Raw genomic sequence first — 15393 nt, forward strand, 5'->3', positions numbered from 1 at the left:
CTGCCGATTGCCGAAGACGACGGACGGCAGCTTTCTTTACTCAATTAAATTGGATTTACGATAAAGTCATCGACAGTTAAGCTCGCGGCCGGCCCTACGCTTTTGACCGAGAAACCAACTCCCCCTGCGGTTAGATCCGAATCGGTAAAGGAAGCGACCAACGTATCATTGATGTACAGCTTGTATTGACTGCCTGCGACATCGAGCCGATACGCATAGTTTCCGGTCAGATCATAATTGGCAAGACTGGAACTGATATCAATCATCGACCCCACCTGCACAGGCGTTGAAGAATTGGCATATTTCCACAGCTCGATTTCCTTCGTATTCTTCAATTCCAGGAAGTAGTAGCTTGTTCCCGACGCGTACCGGAACATAATGCGGAACCGGTCCGCAGCCTGCCCCGAGAATGCTACGCTATAGTTCTGCGAGCTGTATGGAAGAGCTGAAGCTTTGACAATTGCCCGCTGCGGAGAACCCAGCGTCGTCGATCCCTTCATTGCTGCCGTTGCTCCGCTGCCTTGCAGCTGCCATGCGGTGCTGCCGAAAAAGTCCCATTGGCTTAAGCCGCCGGAGAAATTATCCTGAAATAAAGGCTCATTAATGACAGTGATCGTGCTCGTTGCCGTAAAAGCGCCGTCGACCGTTGTCGCCGTAATGATCGCCGTTCCTGCAGCAACTGCTGTGACGAGACCGTTCGAATTGACCGTCGCTACAGACGGCGCGCTTGAGCCCCAAACGACGGACTTATTCGAGGCGTTAACGGGCTGAACAGTTGCGCTTAGCGCAGCGGTCTTGCCCTTGCCCAGCGACAATGCCGCTTGGTTAAGCGTTACCCCGGTAACGTCCACCTGCGCATTCGGGTCACTTTCCGTAATTGTCCAATTCGAGAAATTGTACGTCAGCTGTTCACCGCCCTGCGTGGCAACAAAGAGGTCTGCGTTTTGCTCCTGCTGCAGCCACGGCGTATCGAATAGCTTAAAGCTCGAATAATCAATCGGAACGCCGTTCACTTTATGCGTGCCGCCATAAGATCCGCTCGCCAAGTCGAAGGTGATGTCCAAATTGTCTCCCGCCAAATTCGTAAAAATAAGGCGCGGGCTGCTATCATCGATATGCGAGCTGTCGAGTGTGGTTTGCGTTAAAATCGCATTTTTGAAGCTGTTGAAATCCGCATATTGCGAAGCATCAGCCGTCTCCAGCACCCAGCCGTTTTTGTCCGCTTTGCTGCGAAGAATATTATAGCTGTAGGACAACTGCTTCGTCGGATGAACCTGTGTCGTCGTCTTCACTTTGTTCGCAGGATCAAACGGCGTCTGGTAATACCAGCTGTAAGGTTTAATCATTTTGAAAGCGAAGTACATCTGCTCGGTCTCGCTAAACACCCAGCCCGCTTGTTCACTGCGGGTAAGAATGGAGCCCGTATCCGGGAACATCGCATTCAGATAGCTGTCACTCGCACCCGGCGAACCCAAAGATTTATAGACGCCAACTGCCGTTTTCCCGTCCTGCATGACGCGGTGATTTTCCGGCTGCTCATAGTTGCCGATTGGACTGTCGCCTTGATCCGCATTGACTCTGAACAATGGATTAGGGGCATCCGACTGCCAGCGGAGCGCAAGCTGAATGTTCTCAATCCAGTTGTCCACGCGATTATACGTAACCTCTGAAGCGAGTCCCCACGTTTTGTCCACGTACGCTTGGCGATAGGTTTTCAAATTGCGGCCGCTTGAGTTTTGCAAATTAGCTTTACGTGAGGAATAGTCTTTATTCAGCGTCTGCCCAATGCGCACAGCCATATCCGGCGGCGTATAGCCCATTCCCGGAGCAAGCATCAGACCCAAATACTCCAGGTAAGGACGGTAAGCCGAAGGAATCATGGCATCGGATTCGCCAATGGCTTCCTGTGCTTTATGAGCGCCGAAATACATCCATGCCAAAGCGGTGTGGTCCGTTCCTCTCCAGGAAGGGTCGCTCGCGGAGACGGAATCGCCTTTCGCCCGGCTCGTGCTGGAAATAAAGGTGCCGTCAATCCAGTCGTTGGCCCATTCAAACCACATAACATCCATCGCCATTTTGATCTTTTGTTTGAAATCAGGCTCATCCGAATATTGATAGAGCGCGTTCAAACACAAGTAGGTCATATACGTGTATTCCGGACTTTCGTACTCCGCCCAGCCTTTATGGACGGCCGCCTCGATCATTTCCTCAATATTTGCCCGGTTTGCACTCTTCAGCGCTGCACCCGATGCCCCGTTCAAGTCTTCGAGATCGGGAAAATATTGGCCGACCAAGTAGCCTGCCGTATAGTTGCTCATACGGAGATTTTCGGTTTGCGGCAGCTTAGCGTAAGCGTAGCTTGCGAAATAATCTTTGACATGGCTGACCATCGTGCTGTCAAATCGGTCTCCTAGCAGCAAATAGGCGTACATTTTGCTGACCGTTTTATACTGCTCCCAATCATAGGTCTGGAACATCGTATCCAGCTTCTGCATATTGGCGGTTACATTCTGGTTGTCGATAATTTGGGCGACGATTTGTACAATATTCAATTGGCCGTTTATTTCCGACATGGACTTCGCTTTGTCCCATAACCATTGTTTGCGGGTTTCGATTGTACCCGGGAACGGCGCATCCGTGCTTTCCTCAGGCGGAATCTCGCCGATGCTTACATTGTCGAACGTCGCGGTCGTCAGCTTGTTGTTGGCATGGCTCGTCAGCGCAAGGCCGAAGTAAACGGTTTGCGGCAGGCTGACCGCCTCTCGCTTCACAAGCGTCCAATTTGTACCGTCATTGGAATAGTACGCGCTAATGGCATTGCCTTTGCGCTGCAGCTTTACCCAGAACGGCGTTGCCGCAGTATTGGTCGCAGTTGTCAGTACCGTAGCATTGCCCGTCTGAGGCCGGTTCATATAAACCGCTCCATTATTCGGCGTATAGGCCATCATGACGTGACGAGACTGGTCCGAGATCGACTCGCGGATCATGACCCCCAGTTTCGTCCATGCGACCCCGTTCGCAACGCCAGTCACCCGGGCCACAATTTGGCCGTCGCCGGTCCATGGGCGGTAAGCGTATTGGAAAGCGTCAGCCGTTCCCCATATGTCAGCGCCGGAGCCTTGCAAAGTAAAGGTATTCGTATTGGCATCATAAGCAGAACCGCCAGCAATCCCTACATTGCCGATATCCTGATTGCCGAACGGCTGCGGCAATCCGCCAGGCGAAAGATTCGTCGTTACACTAAGCACATTGCTGAGGGCCGACTGGTTTCCTGCTCCATCGCGGGCGGACACCGTATACTGATAGGCCGTATTCGGCGTCAATCCGATGACGGAATAGGTCGTCGCCGAGCCCGGCACAATTGCCGCAAGCGCCCCGTTCTGGTAAACATCGTACCTGGTTACACCGATATTGTCCGTCGAGGCTGTCCAGGAGAGATTCACTCTCGTATCTGTTGTGCTTGCCGCCGTGAGATTAGTTGGCGCTGTAGGCGCTTCATTATCCTCCACCGCGTCCGGCACCTCTTCAAATACGGCCAGATCATCAATGACATAGGCTTCATCGGTTCCGCCTGTATCGACACGAACGCTAAAAGCAAGCTTAAAGCTTGTAATCTTTTTCTGTCCGCCATTAGGCACAACCTCGAACCGGTAGCTCGCCAAATCATTGTCGTCTATGATCGTTAATGTATTGGGAGTTGAATTCAAATAAGCGGCCGTTCCCGTAATGCTTGGCATTTCAGCCGGGAACCTTGGAATCAAGACATTGTCGTAAGGCGCCAGCTGAATTTGAGCATAGATATCTTTGTTGACGGGCTTGTTGCTTGCTGCGCTGCGCATCAGCTTGTACGACAAAACAAAATCGACCGCAGGGCTCCCTGCAGGCAAGCTGTATATTTCGTTCATCCGCGACAACAGCGTACCGGATGTAAGCTGATAATAGTAAGAGCTTGAAGCGTTGGAGCCAAGCGAAGCATCGCGGAGCTCAAGCGCATTATTGCCATTGATTTGTACGATTTGCTGGGTCCCGCCGTTCCCAGGCTGATCATTGACAAACGGACTGACTCCAGAATCAAACCCCGTATCCATATCTGCAGCCAATAAGTTAATTCGGGCTGTCTGATTCACTGGGTCCGCATGCGTGACCGGCACACCAGATAGCGCTAGCACAAACGCCATCAGAACAGCGAGCCCGCCTTTTATTTTCCTAGCCTTTTTCTTTAACAATTCATTCAACCTCCCTCATTTAATCAAAAATAGAAACAATGGAAAGCGCTTTCAATTGGCTTTTAAAAAAAGGCAGGTCACCTCCCCGGAGCTGTCCTTACTATTATCGGAGCTAAAGAACGATTAATGGCGGTTAGCTTCGCCCTTCAGCCCCGATAACGCTAACGATACTAAAAATCAGCGAGGGCGGATAGTTCGAAATCTATCACTATACCTTCCACAGGCGATAATCGTACTAGCTGCGCCATTCTTCTCCGAGACCGATGCGCAGATATGGAACTTCTTTCTAAGATAACAAAAGAAAAATCGCTCCTGGCCGGCTGGTATGGCAGGCAGGAAGCGATTAAAGTTTTGGCTATTCTTTGATGGAACCCAGCATAACACCTTTGACGAAATACCGCTGCAGAAACGGATAGAGCAGCAGAATGGGCACGGTGGCAGCAATAATGGTCGCGTATTTGATCGTTTCCTGAATGAGCCCTTTGTCAACGTCCGCAACAGACGTCATCATGGAGTCCGTATTGTTGGAAATGAGTATTTCCTGCAAAACGAGCTGCAGCGGATATAAATCCCGATCCCGCAAATAAATCAAGGCGTCCATATAGGCGTTCCAGTGGGCCACGCCGTAGAAAAGCGTCATAACCGCCATAATAGGCAGCGACACGGGAATAAAGATTTGGAACAGAATCCGGAAATCATTCGCACCGTCGATTCGCGCCGATTCTTCAAGCGCAACCGGAATGCCAGCAAAGGATGTCCGCATGACGAGCAGGTTCCACGTGCTGATTGCCGAAGGCAATATCATCGCCCATCTGGTGTCCAACAAGTCCAGATTGCGCATATTCAAGTAAGTGGGAATCATTCCGCCCGAGAAAAACATCGTAAATACGATCCCGAACATAATCGGTCCGACAAAACGTACGCCCTTGCGCGACAAAGCGTAAGCAGCAAAGCTGGTTAACGTTAAGTTCAGAGCCGTTCCTGCAACGACATAAATTAAAGTGTTCATGTAGCCGGTAGAAATCATCGGATTCTCGAACACATATTTATACGATTCAAGGCTGAAGCCGGCAGGCGCAAGCAGCAGCCCTCGATGTTCAATCAATTCGGACGGGTCGCTGAATGAAGCAAACAGCACATAAAGAAACGGGTACAGAGTAACCGCTATTAACCCTAGCATAAATAAAGAATTCGTCGTATCAAAAATCCGTTCGCCGAGTGGAATGCGAGGCTTCAACGGGCTTCACCTCCTAGTATGGAATTACCATAGGCTCGTGTTGTTGATTTTCCGGCTAATCGTGTTCGCCGATACGAGCAAAATGAAATTCATGATGTTGTTGAACAAGCCGATCGCAGCTGAGAAACCGTAATCCATTTGAAGCAAGCCCCGCCGGTATACGAAAGTGGAAATAACGTCGGCTGTCTCATAAGTTGTTGAATTGTATAGAAGCAATATTTTTTCCAGGCTGCCGCCCGCCATAAGCGTTCCGAAGCGCAAAATAAGCATAATGATAATCGTCGGCATGATGCCGGGAACGGTAATATGAAGAATTTGCTTGAATCTCCCCGCCCCGTCCGTCTTGGCGGCTTCATACAGACTTGGATCAATGCCCGCGATAGCTGCCAAATAAATAATTGAGCCCCAGCCGATGCCTTGCCAGATACCTGACGAGACATAGATGGTTCGAAACCATTCAGGCGCGATCAGAAACGAGACCGACGGAATGCCGAACAAGCTCGTCAACTGATTAATGAGCCCGTCTCCAGACAGAAAATCGACCATCATGCCGGCAACGACAACAATTGAAATAAAATGCGGCAAATACGTAATCGACTGTACGATATTTTTAAATACGCGTTTGCGAATTTCATTCAGCAGCAGTGCCAGTATAATGGGAGCGGGAAAACCGAACACGAGCTCATACAAACTGATCATGACCGTATTGCGGATCAGTCTCCAGAAATAATAGCTTTCGTAAAAAGAGACAAAATGCTTGAAGCCAACCCACTCGCTGCCCCAAATTCCGATTGCAGGCGAAAAATTTTTGAACGCAATCTGCAAGCCGTACATTGGAAAATAAAGAAACACGACGTAATAGATCACGACCGGAAGCAGCATCAAATAAATGTATTTATTGCGTGACCATTCCCGCAGCAGTTTCAACTTCCAAGCCCTCCTTCTGTTGAAAGGTGAAGAAGCAAGCGGGTTCCCCGGCTATGAGCACTGAAAGCTGCTTCCGGCGAACCCGCTTCCTTTTCCTACTTTCTTAACGTTTCAAATATCTCTCGTAAGCAGCTTGCTGAATTTCCAGCGCTTCTTGCAGACCCATGCCTTCAATCGTCTTCACGAAGCTGTCGAAATTGTCGATCGGCTCAGCGCCCATCACGAATTTGTCGAACATCTCATCACGGAACGTTGTAATGTCCGTCATAATGGCCGCGAGCCGCGCCGATTCATCGTTGGTGAACGAAAGCGGCGGCAGCCAGTTGCTGTTCTCGACATTCATCCAAGTGTTAAGCGCATCCTTCTGCTGCGGCAGCGAGGCATTTTGTTCCTGATAGCGTTTATCCTGAACAAGCGGTCCCCCGAACGGTACTGCATATCTGCCCAGCGCGGTTGCGAAAGACAAACCGTCCGGGTTTTTCATAATTTCATCGGTGTAAGTCGGGAAGCCGTCTTTCATCTCATAGCTTTTTCCTTCGATCCCGAAGTTGAACAGCATCGAACCCTCTTCGCCATATTTATAATCGAGCCATTTTACCGTTTCCTCGACATGCTTGTTGTTTTTTGTAATGGCTGCGCCTACGCTGTTGAAAATCGGCTCCAGTTGGCCAAGCACCGGCTTGTCGCCTTTAACCAGAGTCGGATAAGGTGCGCCTACGAGGTTAAAGTCCGGGTTTTTGGCTTTCATTGCATTCGTATACTTCCCGATACCGCCGCCGACAGCCATTTCGGATGAGCCGAGAAGCTCTCCCGTCCATTTCGCATCCTTCTGCTTATCATCTGTGCCCGCGTAGTCCCGGTCGATTAGCCCTTCCACGTACCAGGTGCGCATCGTTTGCAAAAACTGCTTGTATTCCGGCTGAACCGGTCCGTACAGCACCTTTCCGTCTTTCAGATTGAATCGGCCGGAAGTGCCCCAAGCGTTCAAGAATACGTTGCTGAAATTAAGCATCGTATCTTTGCGGATCAGCAGCGGAATTTCATCCGCCTTGCCGTTGCCGTTCGGATCGCCTTCTTTAAACGCAGTCAGTACGTTATGCCACTCATCAATCGTAGTCGGCATCTGCAGATTCAGCTTATCCAGCCAATCCTGGCGAACGCCCAGCCCGAAGTAAGTGCGCAAGTACGGATCGCTTCTTAGAAATGGGAAAGCGAATATACGGCCGTCATCGGTCGAAATTTCTTTCTTGATCGCCGGGTTGTCCGCCAATAACTTGGACAGATTAGGCGCGAACTTGTCAATGTAGTCGTTAAGCGGAATAATGACGCCGTTATTCATAGCGCCAACGCCGCCGCCCGGATAATCATTCCAGCCCCATTGGATAACATCCGGATAGTCGCCGGAGCTCATTAGCAGGTTGAACTGATTCTTTTCCTGGCCACCAGCGGGATGTTTAAAATCGATATGGATGCCCGTCTTCTTTTCTGTTTCCTGATAGGCCGCCATGTCGTTTAAGCTCTTTACGCCCGGTGCCGGACTTCCCGACATCTCTACAAAGTAAGTGAGCGTAAGCGGGCTTGAAACGATTTTTCCGTCTGCAAGCGCCTCTGCTGTCTCTGTACCCGGCGAAGCGGTTGCTGGCGACTTTGCAGAATTGTTGCCGCCCGAGCATCCGGCTAATGCGATGGTCATTATGACCGACAGCAGCATGATGGATTTACGTTTGTGCATGATAATACCCCCTTGAGTGTGGTTAGGCCTGTTTTCGCTGCCTGACCTCTATCCTATCGCTGCCCCCAACGGCTGCCTATAATCCGGTTGTTTGATCGGCAATCCTTTTATCCATACAAGGCTATCTTCTTTTAAGACGGATGTTCCGTATGTTTGTTTGCCCGGTATTGTCCAGGCGTAATACCTTCATGCTTCTTGAAAAAACGGATAAAGCCGATATCATTCGAATAGCCGACGACCAAAGCGATTTGAGCAACAGTGGACTCCGTTTCCGACAGCAGCCTTTTCGCCTCTCGCAGCCGCACCTCCGATATGAACTCCAGTATGGTACGCCCTGTTGCTTTCTTATAGAAGGAAGACAAATACGGCTGCGTAATACCGAGCTCGTCTGCAATCAGACCCACGCTAAGCATGTTTTGACCGAAACGCTCCTGTACGATCCGCTGAATCGTGTCGAGCATTCGGCTGCCTTGGTCGCTTCGGCCTTCCTTCCAATGCCGGCATACGACCCGGTAGTCCGCCTTCAGCTCCAGAAACTGACGATGCGCGTCCTGCATGCTGTCGCCTTGGTTTCTCAACAGCCGCAGTGCCATATCCGGCTCAGCCTTCGGTGTCGTCTGGACAATACGGAACAGCGTCGAGGACAGGTGCATGAGAAAATAGGAGATGATAGGCGACCTTGCGCCATCACCCGCGTCATGGTCGGTGTACAGCGCATTCAGCAGCTGCTCGGTCTTCTCTTCTTCGCCGGATTTTACGTAATTAGTCAATTGCTGCTCGATATCGAGCGGGAAGTAATAGGCCGGTATCTGCTCTGGCAGCTCATCCGCTTCGAGCTGCTCGGCATGGCTTTTCCGGTTTTCATCCAGCCGCTTTAACGCATCGCGGAAAGCTTCGCCAATAGCATGCCGATCCCGAACGAGGGAGCTGACGCCAATCGCGACGCGCAAACGGAACCGCTGACGCAGCACTTGATCAAGCTGTTCCGCTATGGGCGCAAGTTCGCTTGAATCTTGCAGCTCGTCCGCGCCACAGAAATTGATCAAGAGGGCCACTCTTCCCGGATCAAGCTCCGTTGTATACGCAATATGCCGTTCATTGGCCAGATCGGCTGCAATATTGGAGATGACGAAGTTGACAAAAAGCCGTTCTTTTTCATCATTTTCAGATGCAAAAACGCTCATATCCTCCACGTCGATCAGCATAACGGCAAAGCTTTCGGAGACGAAGCGGATGCCCATGAACTGCAGTGATTGCTCCAGCAATTCATGAGGTTCGGCGTACCCTCTAATGAAGCGGCTTAAAAAATGAATCCGAATAATGGGCGTCTGCTGTGATAATCTGGCTCGCAGCTCCGTTTCCGTCAATCGGGCGGATTGAATCGACGTACGAATAAACTCATATTCGTTTGGCCCTTGCTTGCCTGCGGGGGCGATGCCAGCGCCATTGCCGGAAACGGCTGTTACGAGATCACGAATCGGCCTATAATTGCGAAAAGCTAAATAGCCGGACACAATCGCTCCTGAAAACGCTGCCATTACAAATAAAAGCAAAGCCCAGCTTCTCACTTCATTCACCTCTGCCAGAAATACAGTGCGAGGCACTTCCAATACATACTTCCAGCCATAGACGCTCGATGTGGCATAGGAAATCACCGTATCCTCTCCGCCTCGCTTGGCCGACAGCTTTCCTTGATCGCCTGTCATGTCCGCATAGCTGAACGACAAAGCGTCGCGTTGATCTGTAGTGGCGCTGATAATCCGATTGTCAGCGTCAACGATATAGATTTGTCCTTTACCCGCTTGCGCAAGACCCTTGAACATTTTCCCTAGTTCCTCGTCGTTAATCATAATAAATAAGGTCGCCAGTTGCTTGGACCGGTCAACCAGCGGCAGTGTCTGCATATAGCCAAGAACATGGCGATCCTCTCCGAAGCTGTTGCTCGCCTGCAACGCGGGTTCAAACGTACGGAAATGGTAGCCGCTCTGAAACCTGTTTATCCAATCCTCGCCTGTCATCCCATCGAACCGGTCCACTTGGCCGAACAAAATATCCGGGGTCGTCTTGACGCCGGGACCAAGCATCGTCCCGATCTTAGGCAAATAAATATAATAATCATAAATAAAAGGCGTCAATTGCTTATAACGCTTCAAGTCTTCGGCAACCTCGATCATGGCGTATTGATCCTTGTCCGACAAAGGCGCCTTGCTTCTCATAAGCTGCATCAGCTTAGGATGGCTTGCTACTTGCTGCTCTAACTGTTCGATCATTTGCAATTGCCCGTCGGCCAGCTCCCGCAGCTGTCCCAGCATAGCCGAATTGGTATGCTCGACGGCCGTTTCCACTACATCCTTGGCACGCCAATACAGCAAGCTTCCAATAACGATCAATAATAGAAGAATCGCAATATAGGACCAAAATAACGCTGACCATGCCCCGTTTAATCTAAACCATTCCCATTTGTGCTTACCCATCGTACGCATCCGGCTTCCTCCGCTTTCCATGCAAGTGATATACGATTGCCTCTATCTCTAAGATTGTTTAAGTATACCAATATTACAAACGGCCAAAGCTTATCCGTTCTTTCGATTCATGAACCATTTGTAAGAAAATGTACAGTACGGAACGAAAAAAAGACTGCGCAGCATGCGATGCTGCGCAGTTTTCCGGATTTGGATCATTCTCCCTCTTTACCAATAACCGCAATCGCATCCTGCACGCTCAATAGCGTTTCGGTCATCGCTCTCATATCTTTAAGCCGCAGCATACCGGCTTCCGCTTCTTCGCTGCCGATCAAGATAACATACCGGATACCCTTGGATGCAGCCGAGGCCAACGCTTTTTTCAGCTTTCGCCTGCTCATTTCAATGCTTGTACGGATACCGCTGGCTCGAAGCTCGGCTGCCGCCTTTAACGCTTCCGGCGTGGTGTCACCAATCGGGATTACGGCAGCCAGTGGCATCGGCAATGGAATAGGGCGTTCCTTAAGCATTTCCATAATCGATTCCATGCCGAATGAGATGCCTGCGGTCGGATATTGGATATCCTCCCTGCCGGCCAGCTTGCCTATAATCGCATCGTAACGTCCTCCGCCGCCAAGACTGGAGCCGAAGCGCTGCTCCGCATCAAAGATTTCATATACGGTTCCCGTATAGAAGGAAAGGCCCCTAGATAAAAAGGGATCAAACCGACAGGTTTGACCCAGCCCGAGTTTGTCCAGCAATTGCTGAAGTGCCAGTACCTCCATCGAACCTTTTGAGTTTTCCAAGCCATATGTGCTCGATAAACGCTGGAAGGATGGCTCCTCCATTACGGCAAGTTCGGCAATTTCGCTGATTGCCGTTTCATTTATTCCTTTCTCCCGCAGCTCCTCGATAAGCGCCCCGATGCCAATCTTTTCGATTTTATCGAGTGTAAGCATAACGGATAGCTTCTGATCTTCCGCAACGCCAACCGCTTCCAGCAGCTCCCCCAGAAACCGCCGGTTATTCCATTTCAGCAGAATGGGGATTTCCAATCGTTTGAACGCTTCAACCGCTATGAGGATGAGCTCGGCTTCAGCCTCCGGACCTTCAATGCCAACCACATCCACATCGCATTGCAGAAACTCACGCAGCCTCCCTCTTTTTACCGGTCCGTCCCGAAATACCTTTCCGATTTCGTATCTTCTGAACGGCAGCTCGATCCCCGGGTTCCAAGCCACCACCTTAGAGAACGGAATCGTCAGATCATAACGAAGACCTAAGCTCCGCTTGCCTTGATCCGTCAACTGGTACATTTCCTTCATAATTTCGTCGCCGCCTGCGTACTTGGAGGCAAGCAAGTCCAGTTCATTTAATATCGTAGATTCCATCCTGCCGTAATCGTACAGCTCAAACACCTCTTGCAGCACCGATTGCACTTTGCTCCGAAGCGCTTGCTCGGCTCCGAAAAAATCATAGGTCCCCTTCACATTTTGCATGGAACACTCATTCCTCTCTTTTTTGTAATAAAACAAAAAACGCGCAGGACCTCTTGGTCCTGCGCGCTCCATATGCGGCAGGGAGGCCAACGCGAATCGCGTTAGCCCACCCTGAAATGTTCGACAGGTGTGCTAACGCTGTTTGTGATGATGAAGTTGATTTTGCATGATGAGATACGTATTCATGTCCTTAACCCCTTCAATCGAATCGTTGCATTGAAATAAAATTGATTATAACATATGCGGCTAAAGATGCAAAAGATCAAGCACAATTTCGCCGCCAATCATTTCACCAGTCTCGATAAAGCCTAAATCCTTGTACAATTTATTGACGACTGCGTTCTGAGGCACATGGGAAATTCGAATTGACGCTTGCCCCTTCTCTATTAACTCCGATAGGACGGACAGCGTTTTGTTACATTTTAATCCAATTGTTATTATTTATCAATTAAGCTCCACGCGGCTTTGTTTGAAAGCTTGAAGCGCCTCTCGCATTGCAGCCTGCTTGATTACTTCCTGTTGACCGGCTTGCGTAGACGAGAAAAAAGCTTCATTCGCATAAATTGACAGCAAAGCATTGCAAGTCGCGGCCGCCGCAGCCGCTTCATCCTGTATTAAGTAATATACGACTTGATAGCAATACTGCTCATAATCGCGAAGAATCTCGATTTTGCCTGCTGCTTTATTTTCAATCGTCATTGCATTCCCGTTCATATCCGTTCTCACCTACTGCCTAACGTATTGTGCATCTACACAATAGTATAGCAACCGTAACCTGTATATTACTTAAAGTAATTCTTAAGATTGTCTTAAACTGTAAAAAGGCACGGAACCCGTTCCGTGCCTTGAACAACGATAGATCTTCCATTCAGCAGACCGAATAGGCAGCCTCCAACAACAATTCTTCTCTTACGGAACCGCCAAGCTTCGCTGCTATTATATACGCTGATGATTCGGAGTGCTTAAGCATCGGTCATCGTCCCTTTGCATATCATCGCATAATGTATGATTAATAAGCTGGATTAATTGTTCCTCATTCGACTGGATAAAAAAGTGATCGCCTGCTACTTCATAAAACCGGCATGCTCCACTGCAAGATTGAAGCCATCGTTCATGGTCGACATCAATATGCGGATCTTGCGAGCCGTATACAATCGACACCGGACATTGAATCAAAGAGCGTTCCTTCGTGATGCTCCGCTCCTCATACATTTTAAAATCAGAGCGGATCGTTGGCAGAAAAAGTTTGACAAAATCGGGATTTTCCCAGCTTTCACTTGGCACTCCGCTAATTTTTGCGACTTCTCTCACGAACTCCCTATCGTCCAAATGGCTATACCGGTTTTTACTGGGCTTCGCAGGATGGTTCGTGCCGGAAAGAAATAAATGAACGGGCTGATTAGCAAGCTCCGGATGGCTCTGCAAGCTTTGCACAATCTCAAATGCAATCGTCCCCCCCATGCTATGACCGAACAAAGCAAACGGGCCTTGCGGAGCCGCAAGAAGAATTCGATGCAGCGATTCTTCGACAGCGGCCTCGAAATTAGCATACGGAGGCTCCATCATTCTCGCTCCCCTCCCGGCAAGTTCCAGCGGGCATAACTCAATGCGTTCATCCAATCGCTTTTTCCATTTGAAATAGAGAACAGTGCTTCCGCCCGCATAAGGCAGTGTAAAAAGCTTGATACTGCTCATCAATAGCCACCGCCATCAAGCGAACGAACCAAAGCAGTCAGCGCTTCGGTTTCCAGTTCCTTCAACTCATGAAGCATCCCGATAATCTGCTGAGGCAGCGCCGGGTCTTTCATCATGACGTATCGGAGTACCCGATTGCGGAGCATCAGCGATTTCTCCTCTACCTTTTCGTAGCCGTAGTTTTGTCCGATATATCCCTGTTTCTGCAGAAAAGAAAGGATAAACGATATCGCTTTTTTATGCTCGTATAGCACATGAAAGGAAGTATGCTGAAATAAGTCCGGGTTGTCGATATGAATCTCAACATCCTTAATCAGTCTCGTATATACGTGCTCCATGCCCACCGCTTCTCCGGGATCTGGAGTCTGTATGAGCCGGTAGCGGCCGAATGAGTCGCGGGTATACAAATAATCGCGAAACATTTCGGTGACGTTCCACAGATCGAGCTCAAACTTTGCTTTTTTGTTATACTGAATGATTTTTGCCCCGTTAAATCCAAAGTCATCGGCGGATACCGCTCGAAATGCCGCATCGACTTCTGCAAAGCTAGCCGTCGAATATTCGAATGTAGGCTTGAAGAAATCGCCGACGTAAAACCGTTCCTCGGTTTTATCGTATCCGTAAACAAAAATCGGATGGGCAAATCTTCTCTTTTGATAGGAAGGGTAAATGGAAATTTGGGAAGTTTCCACGACGACGTATACATAATTTTGTAAATCGATCATTTTGATTAAAAAATCGACAATGCCGGAGCCCCAGCCGCGTAAAGTATCCAAGTTCATATGCTGTATGTCCAAAAAGGGACAAGCGTGCATCCCCTTATGCAAATAACTATAAAAATCGAGCCATGCTTTCGATGACAAGTCGTTCATTACTCTAAGCTGAATATAATTGCCGCAAAACCATGGCATATAATCCTCATGATTCGTAATGATCGACAAAGTTGTCGTATGATGCGTATATGAAGTGAGAAAAGGGTACGTCACAGGTAAAATGTTCACACTCATCGCAGTCACCCTTTCATAATATAATGTCGCTCTTCCGAATTCGACGGCTCCAGCTTTGCGGCAATGAATACAGAAAAGTCTTTAATCGTCGGGTGATCATGAATCGCCTTGTACACTTCCAGCTCCTTCAAGCGAATGCCGATCTTCTCCAGTTCCACCTCGATCATAATCATCATTAGAGAATTGATGCCATGCTCGAAAAAATTGTCCTCGATACCGATCCGCTCGATGCCCAAAACCTGTTCCCAGATGACGCAAAGAGCGGCTTCCATTTCATTTCTTGGTCCCGTATATTCCTTCTCCATACTCGCCAAGCCTTCCATTTCCGCTAATGCCCTGCGATCGGCTTTGCCGCTTGGCGTAAGAGGAATAGCCTCCACGCGGATAAACTGGCCCGGCACCATATAGTCAGGCAATGAAGCCAGCAGATGGGTTCTCCACTCAGAGACAGGGACTTCCCGGCTTGCAGAAAAATACGCGTTTAGATACCGTTGCCCGTTATCGTCCGTCTTGTCCAGAACGACAGCCTGCTGAACGTCGCTATGCTTCAATAGCTGCGACTCGATCTCGCCCAGCTCGATCCGGTAGCCGCGGATTTTCACTTGATG

The 15393-nt window shown here is 49.4% G+C and carries 10 protein-coding genes; all 10 read right to left on the bottom strand.

The features are described 5' to 3' along the window. Window positions 1-44 precede the first annotated feature (44 nt). Window positions 45-4226 (bottom strand): Ig-like domain-containing protein, encoded by a 4182-nt coding sequence (locus IEX98_RS27500; protein ID WP_188892891.1) that lies wholly within the window; start codon window positions 4224-4226, stop codon window positions 45-47. Between the two features lie 355 nt (window positions 4227-4581). Beyond that, the gene (locus IEX98_RS27505; RefSeq protein WP_188892904.1) at window positions 4582-5406 is read right to left on the bottom strand and encodes a carbohydrate ABC transporter permease; all 825 of its coding nucleotides are present in this window, start codon (window positions 5404-5406) and stop codon (window positions 4582-4584) included. A gap of 81 nt (window positions 5407-5487) precedes the next feature. Further along, a complete protein-coding gene (locus IEX98_RS27510) occupies window positions 5488-6384 on the bottom strand; it encodes an ABC transporter permease (RefSeq protein WP_229692426.1) in 897 nt (298 codons plus the stop codon). Between the two features lie 109 nt (window positions 6385-6493). Continuing rightward, complete coding sequence (locus IEX98_RS27515) at window positions 6494-8122, bottom strand: extracellular solute-binding protein (protein WP_188892892.1); 1629 nt, start codon at window positions 8120-8122, stop codon at window positions 6494-6496. Between the two features lie 131 nt (window positions 8123-8253). Then, the gene (locus IEX98_RS27520; RefSeq protein WP_188892893.1) at window positions 8254-10605 is read right to left on the bottom strand and encodes a helix-turn-helix domain-containing protein; all 2352 of its coding nucleotides are present in this window, start codon (window positions 10603-10605) and stop codon (window positions 8254-8256) included. A gap of 194 nt (window positions 10606-10799) precedes the next feature. Then, complete coding sequence (locus IEX98_RS27525) at window positions 10800-12083, bottom strand: histidine--tRNA ligase (RefSeq protein WP_188892894.1); 1284 nt, start codon at window positions 12081-12083, stop codon at window positions 10800-10802. A 444-nt stretch (window positions 12084-12527) separates the two neighbouring features. Further along, window positions 12528-12797, bottom strand: coding sequence for a hypothetical protein (locus tag IEX98_RS27530; protein ID WP_188892895.1), 270 nt, complete (start codon window positions 12795-12797; stop codon window positions 12528-12530). Between the two features lie 222 nt (window positions 12798-13019). Next, window positions 13020-13778 (bottom strand): thioesterase II family protein, encoded by a 759-nt coding sequence (locus IEX98_RS27535; protein WP_188892896.1) that lies wholly within the window; start codon window positions 13776-13778, stop codon window positions 13020-13022. Continuing rightward, a complete protein-coding gene (locus tag IEX98_RS27540; protein ID WP_188892897.1) occupies window positions 13778-14785 on the bottom strand; it encodes a hypothetical protein in 1008 nt (335 codons plus the stop codon). The genes IEX98_RS27535 and IEX98_RS27540 overlap by 1 nt, the downstream gene beginning before the upstream one ends. A gap of 5 nt (window positions 14786-14790) precedes the next feature. Continuing rightward, on the bottom strand, window positions 14791-15393 hold a 603-nt coding region (locus IEX98_RS27545; protein WP_188892898.1), incomplete at its 5' end, for an AMP-binding enzyme.

The sequence above is a fragment of the Paenibacillus radicis (ex Gao et al. 2016) genome, from assembly GCF_014641555.1.
Classification (GTDB): domain Bacteria; phylum Bacillota; class Bacilli; order Paenibacillales; family Paenibacillaceae; genus Pristimantibacillus; species Pristimantibacillus radicis.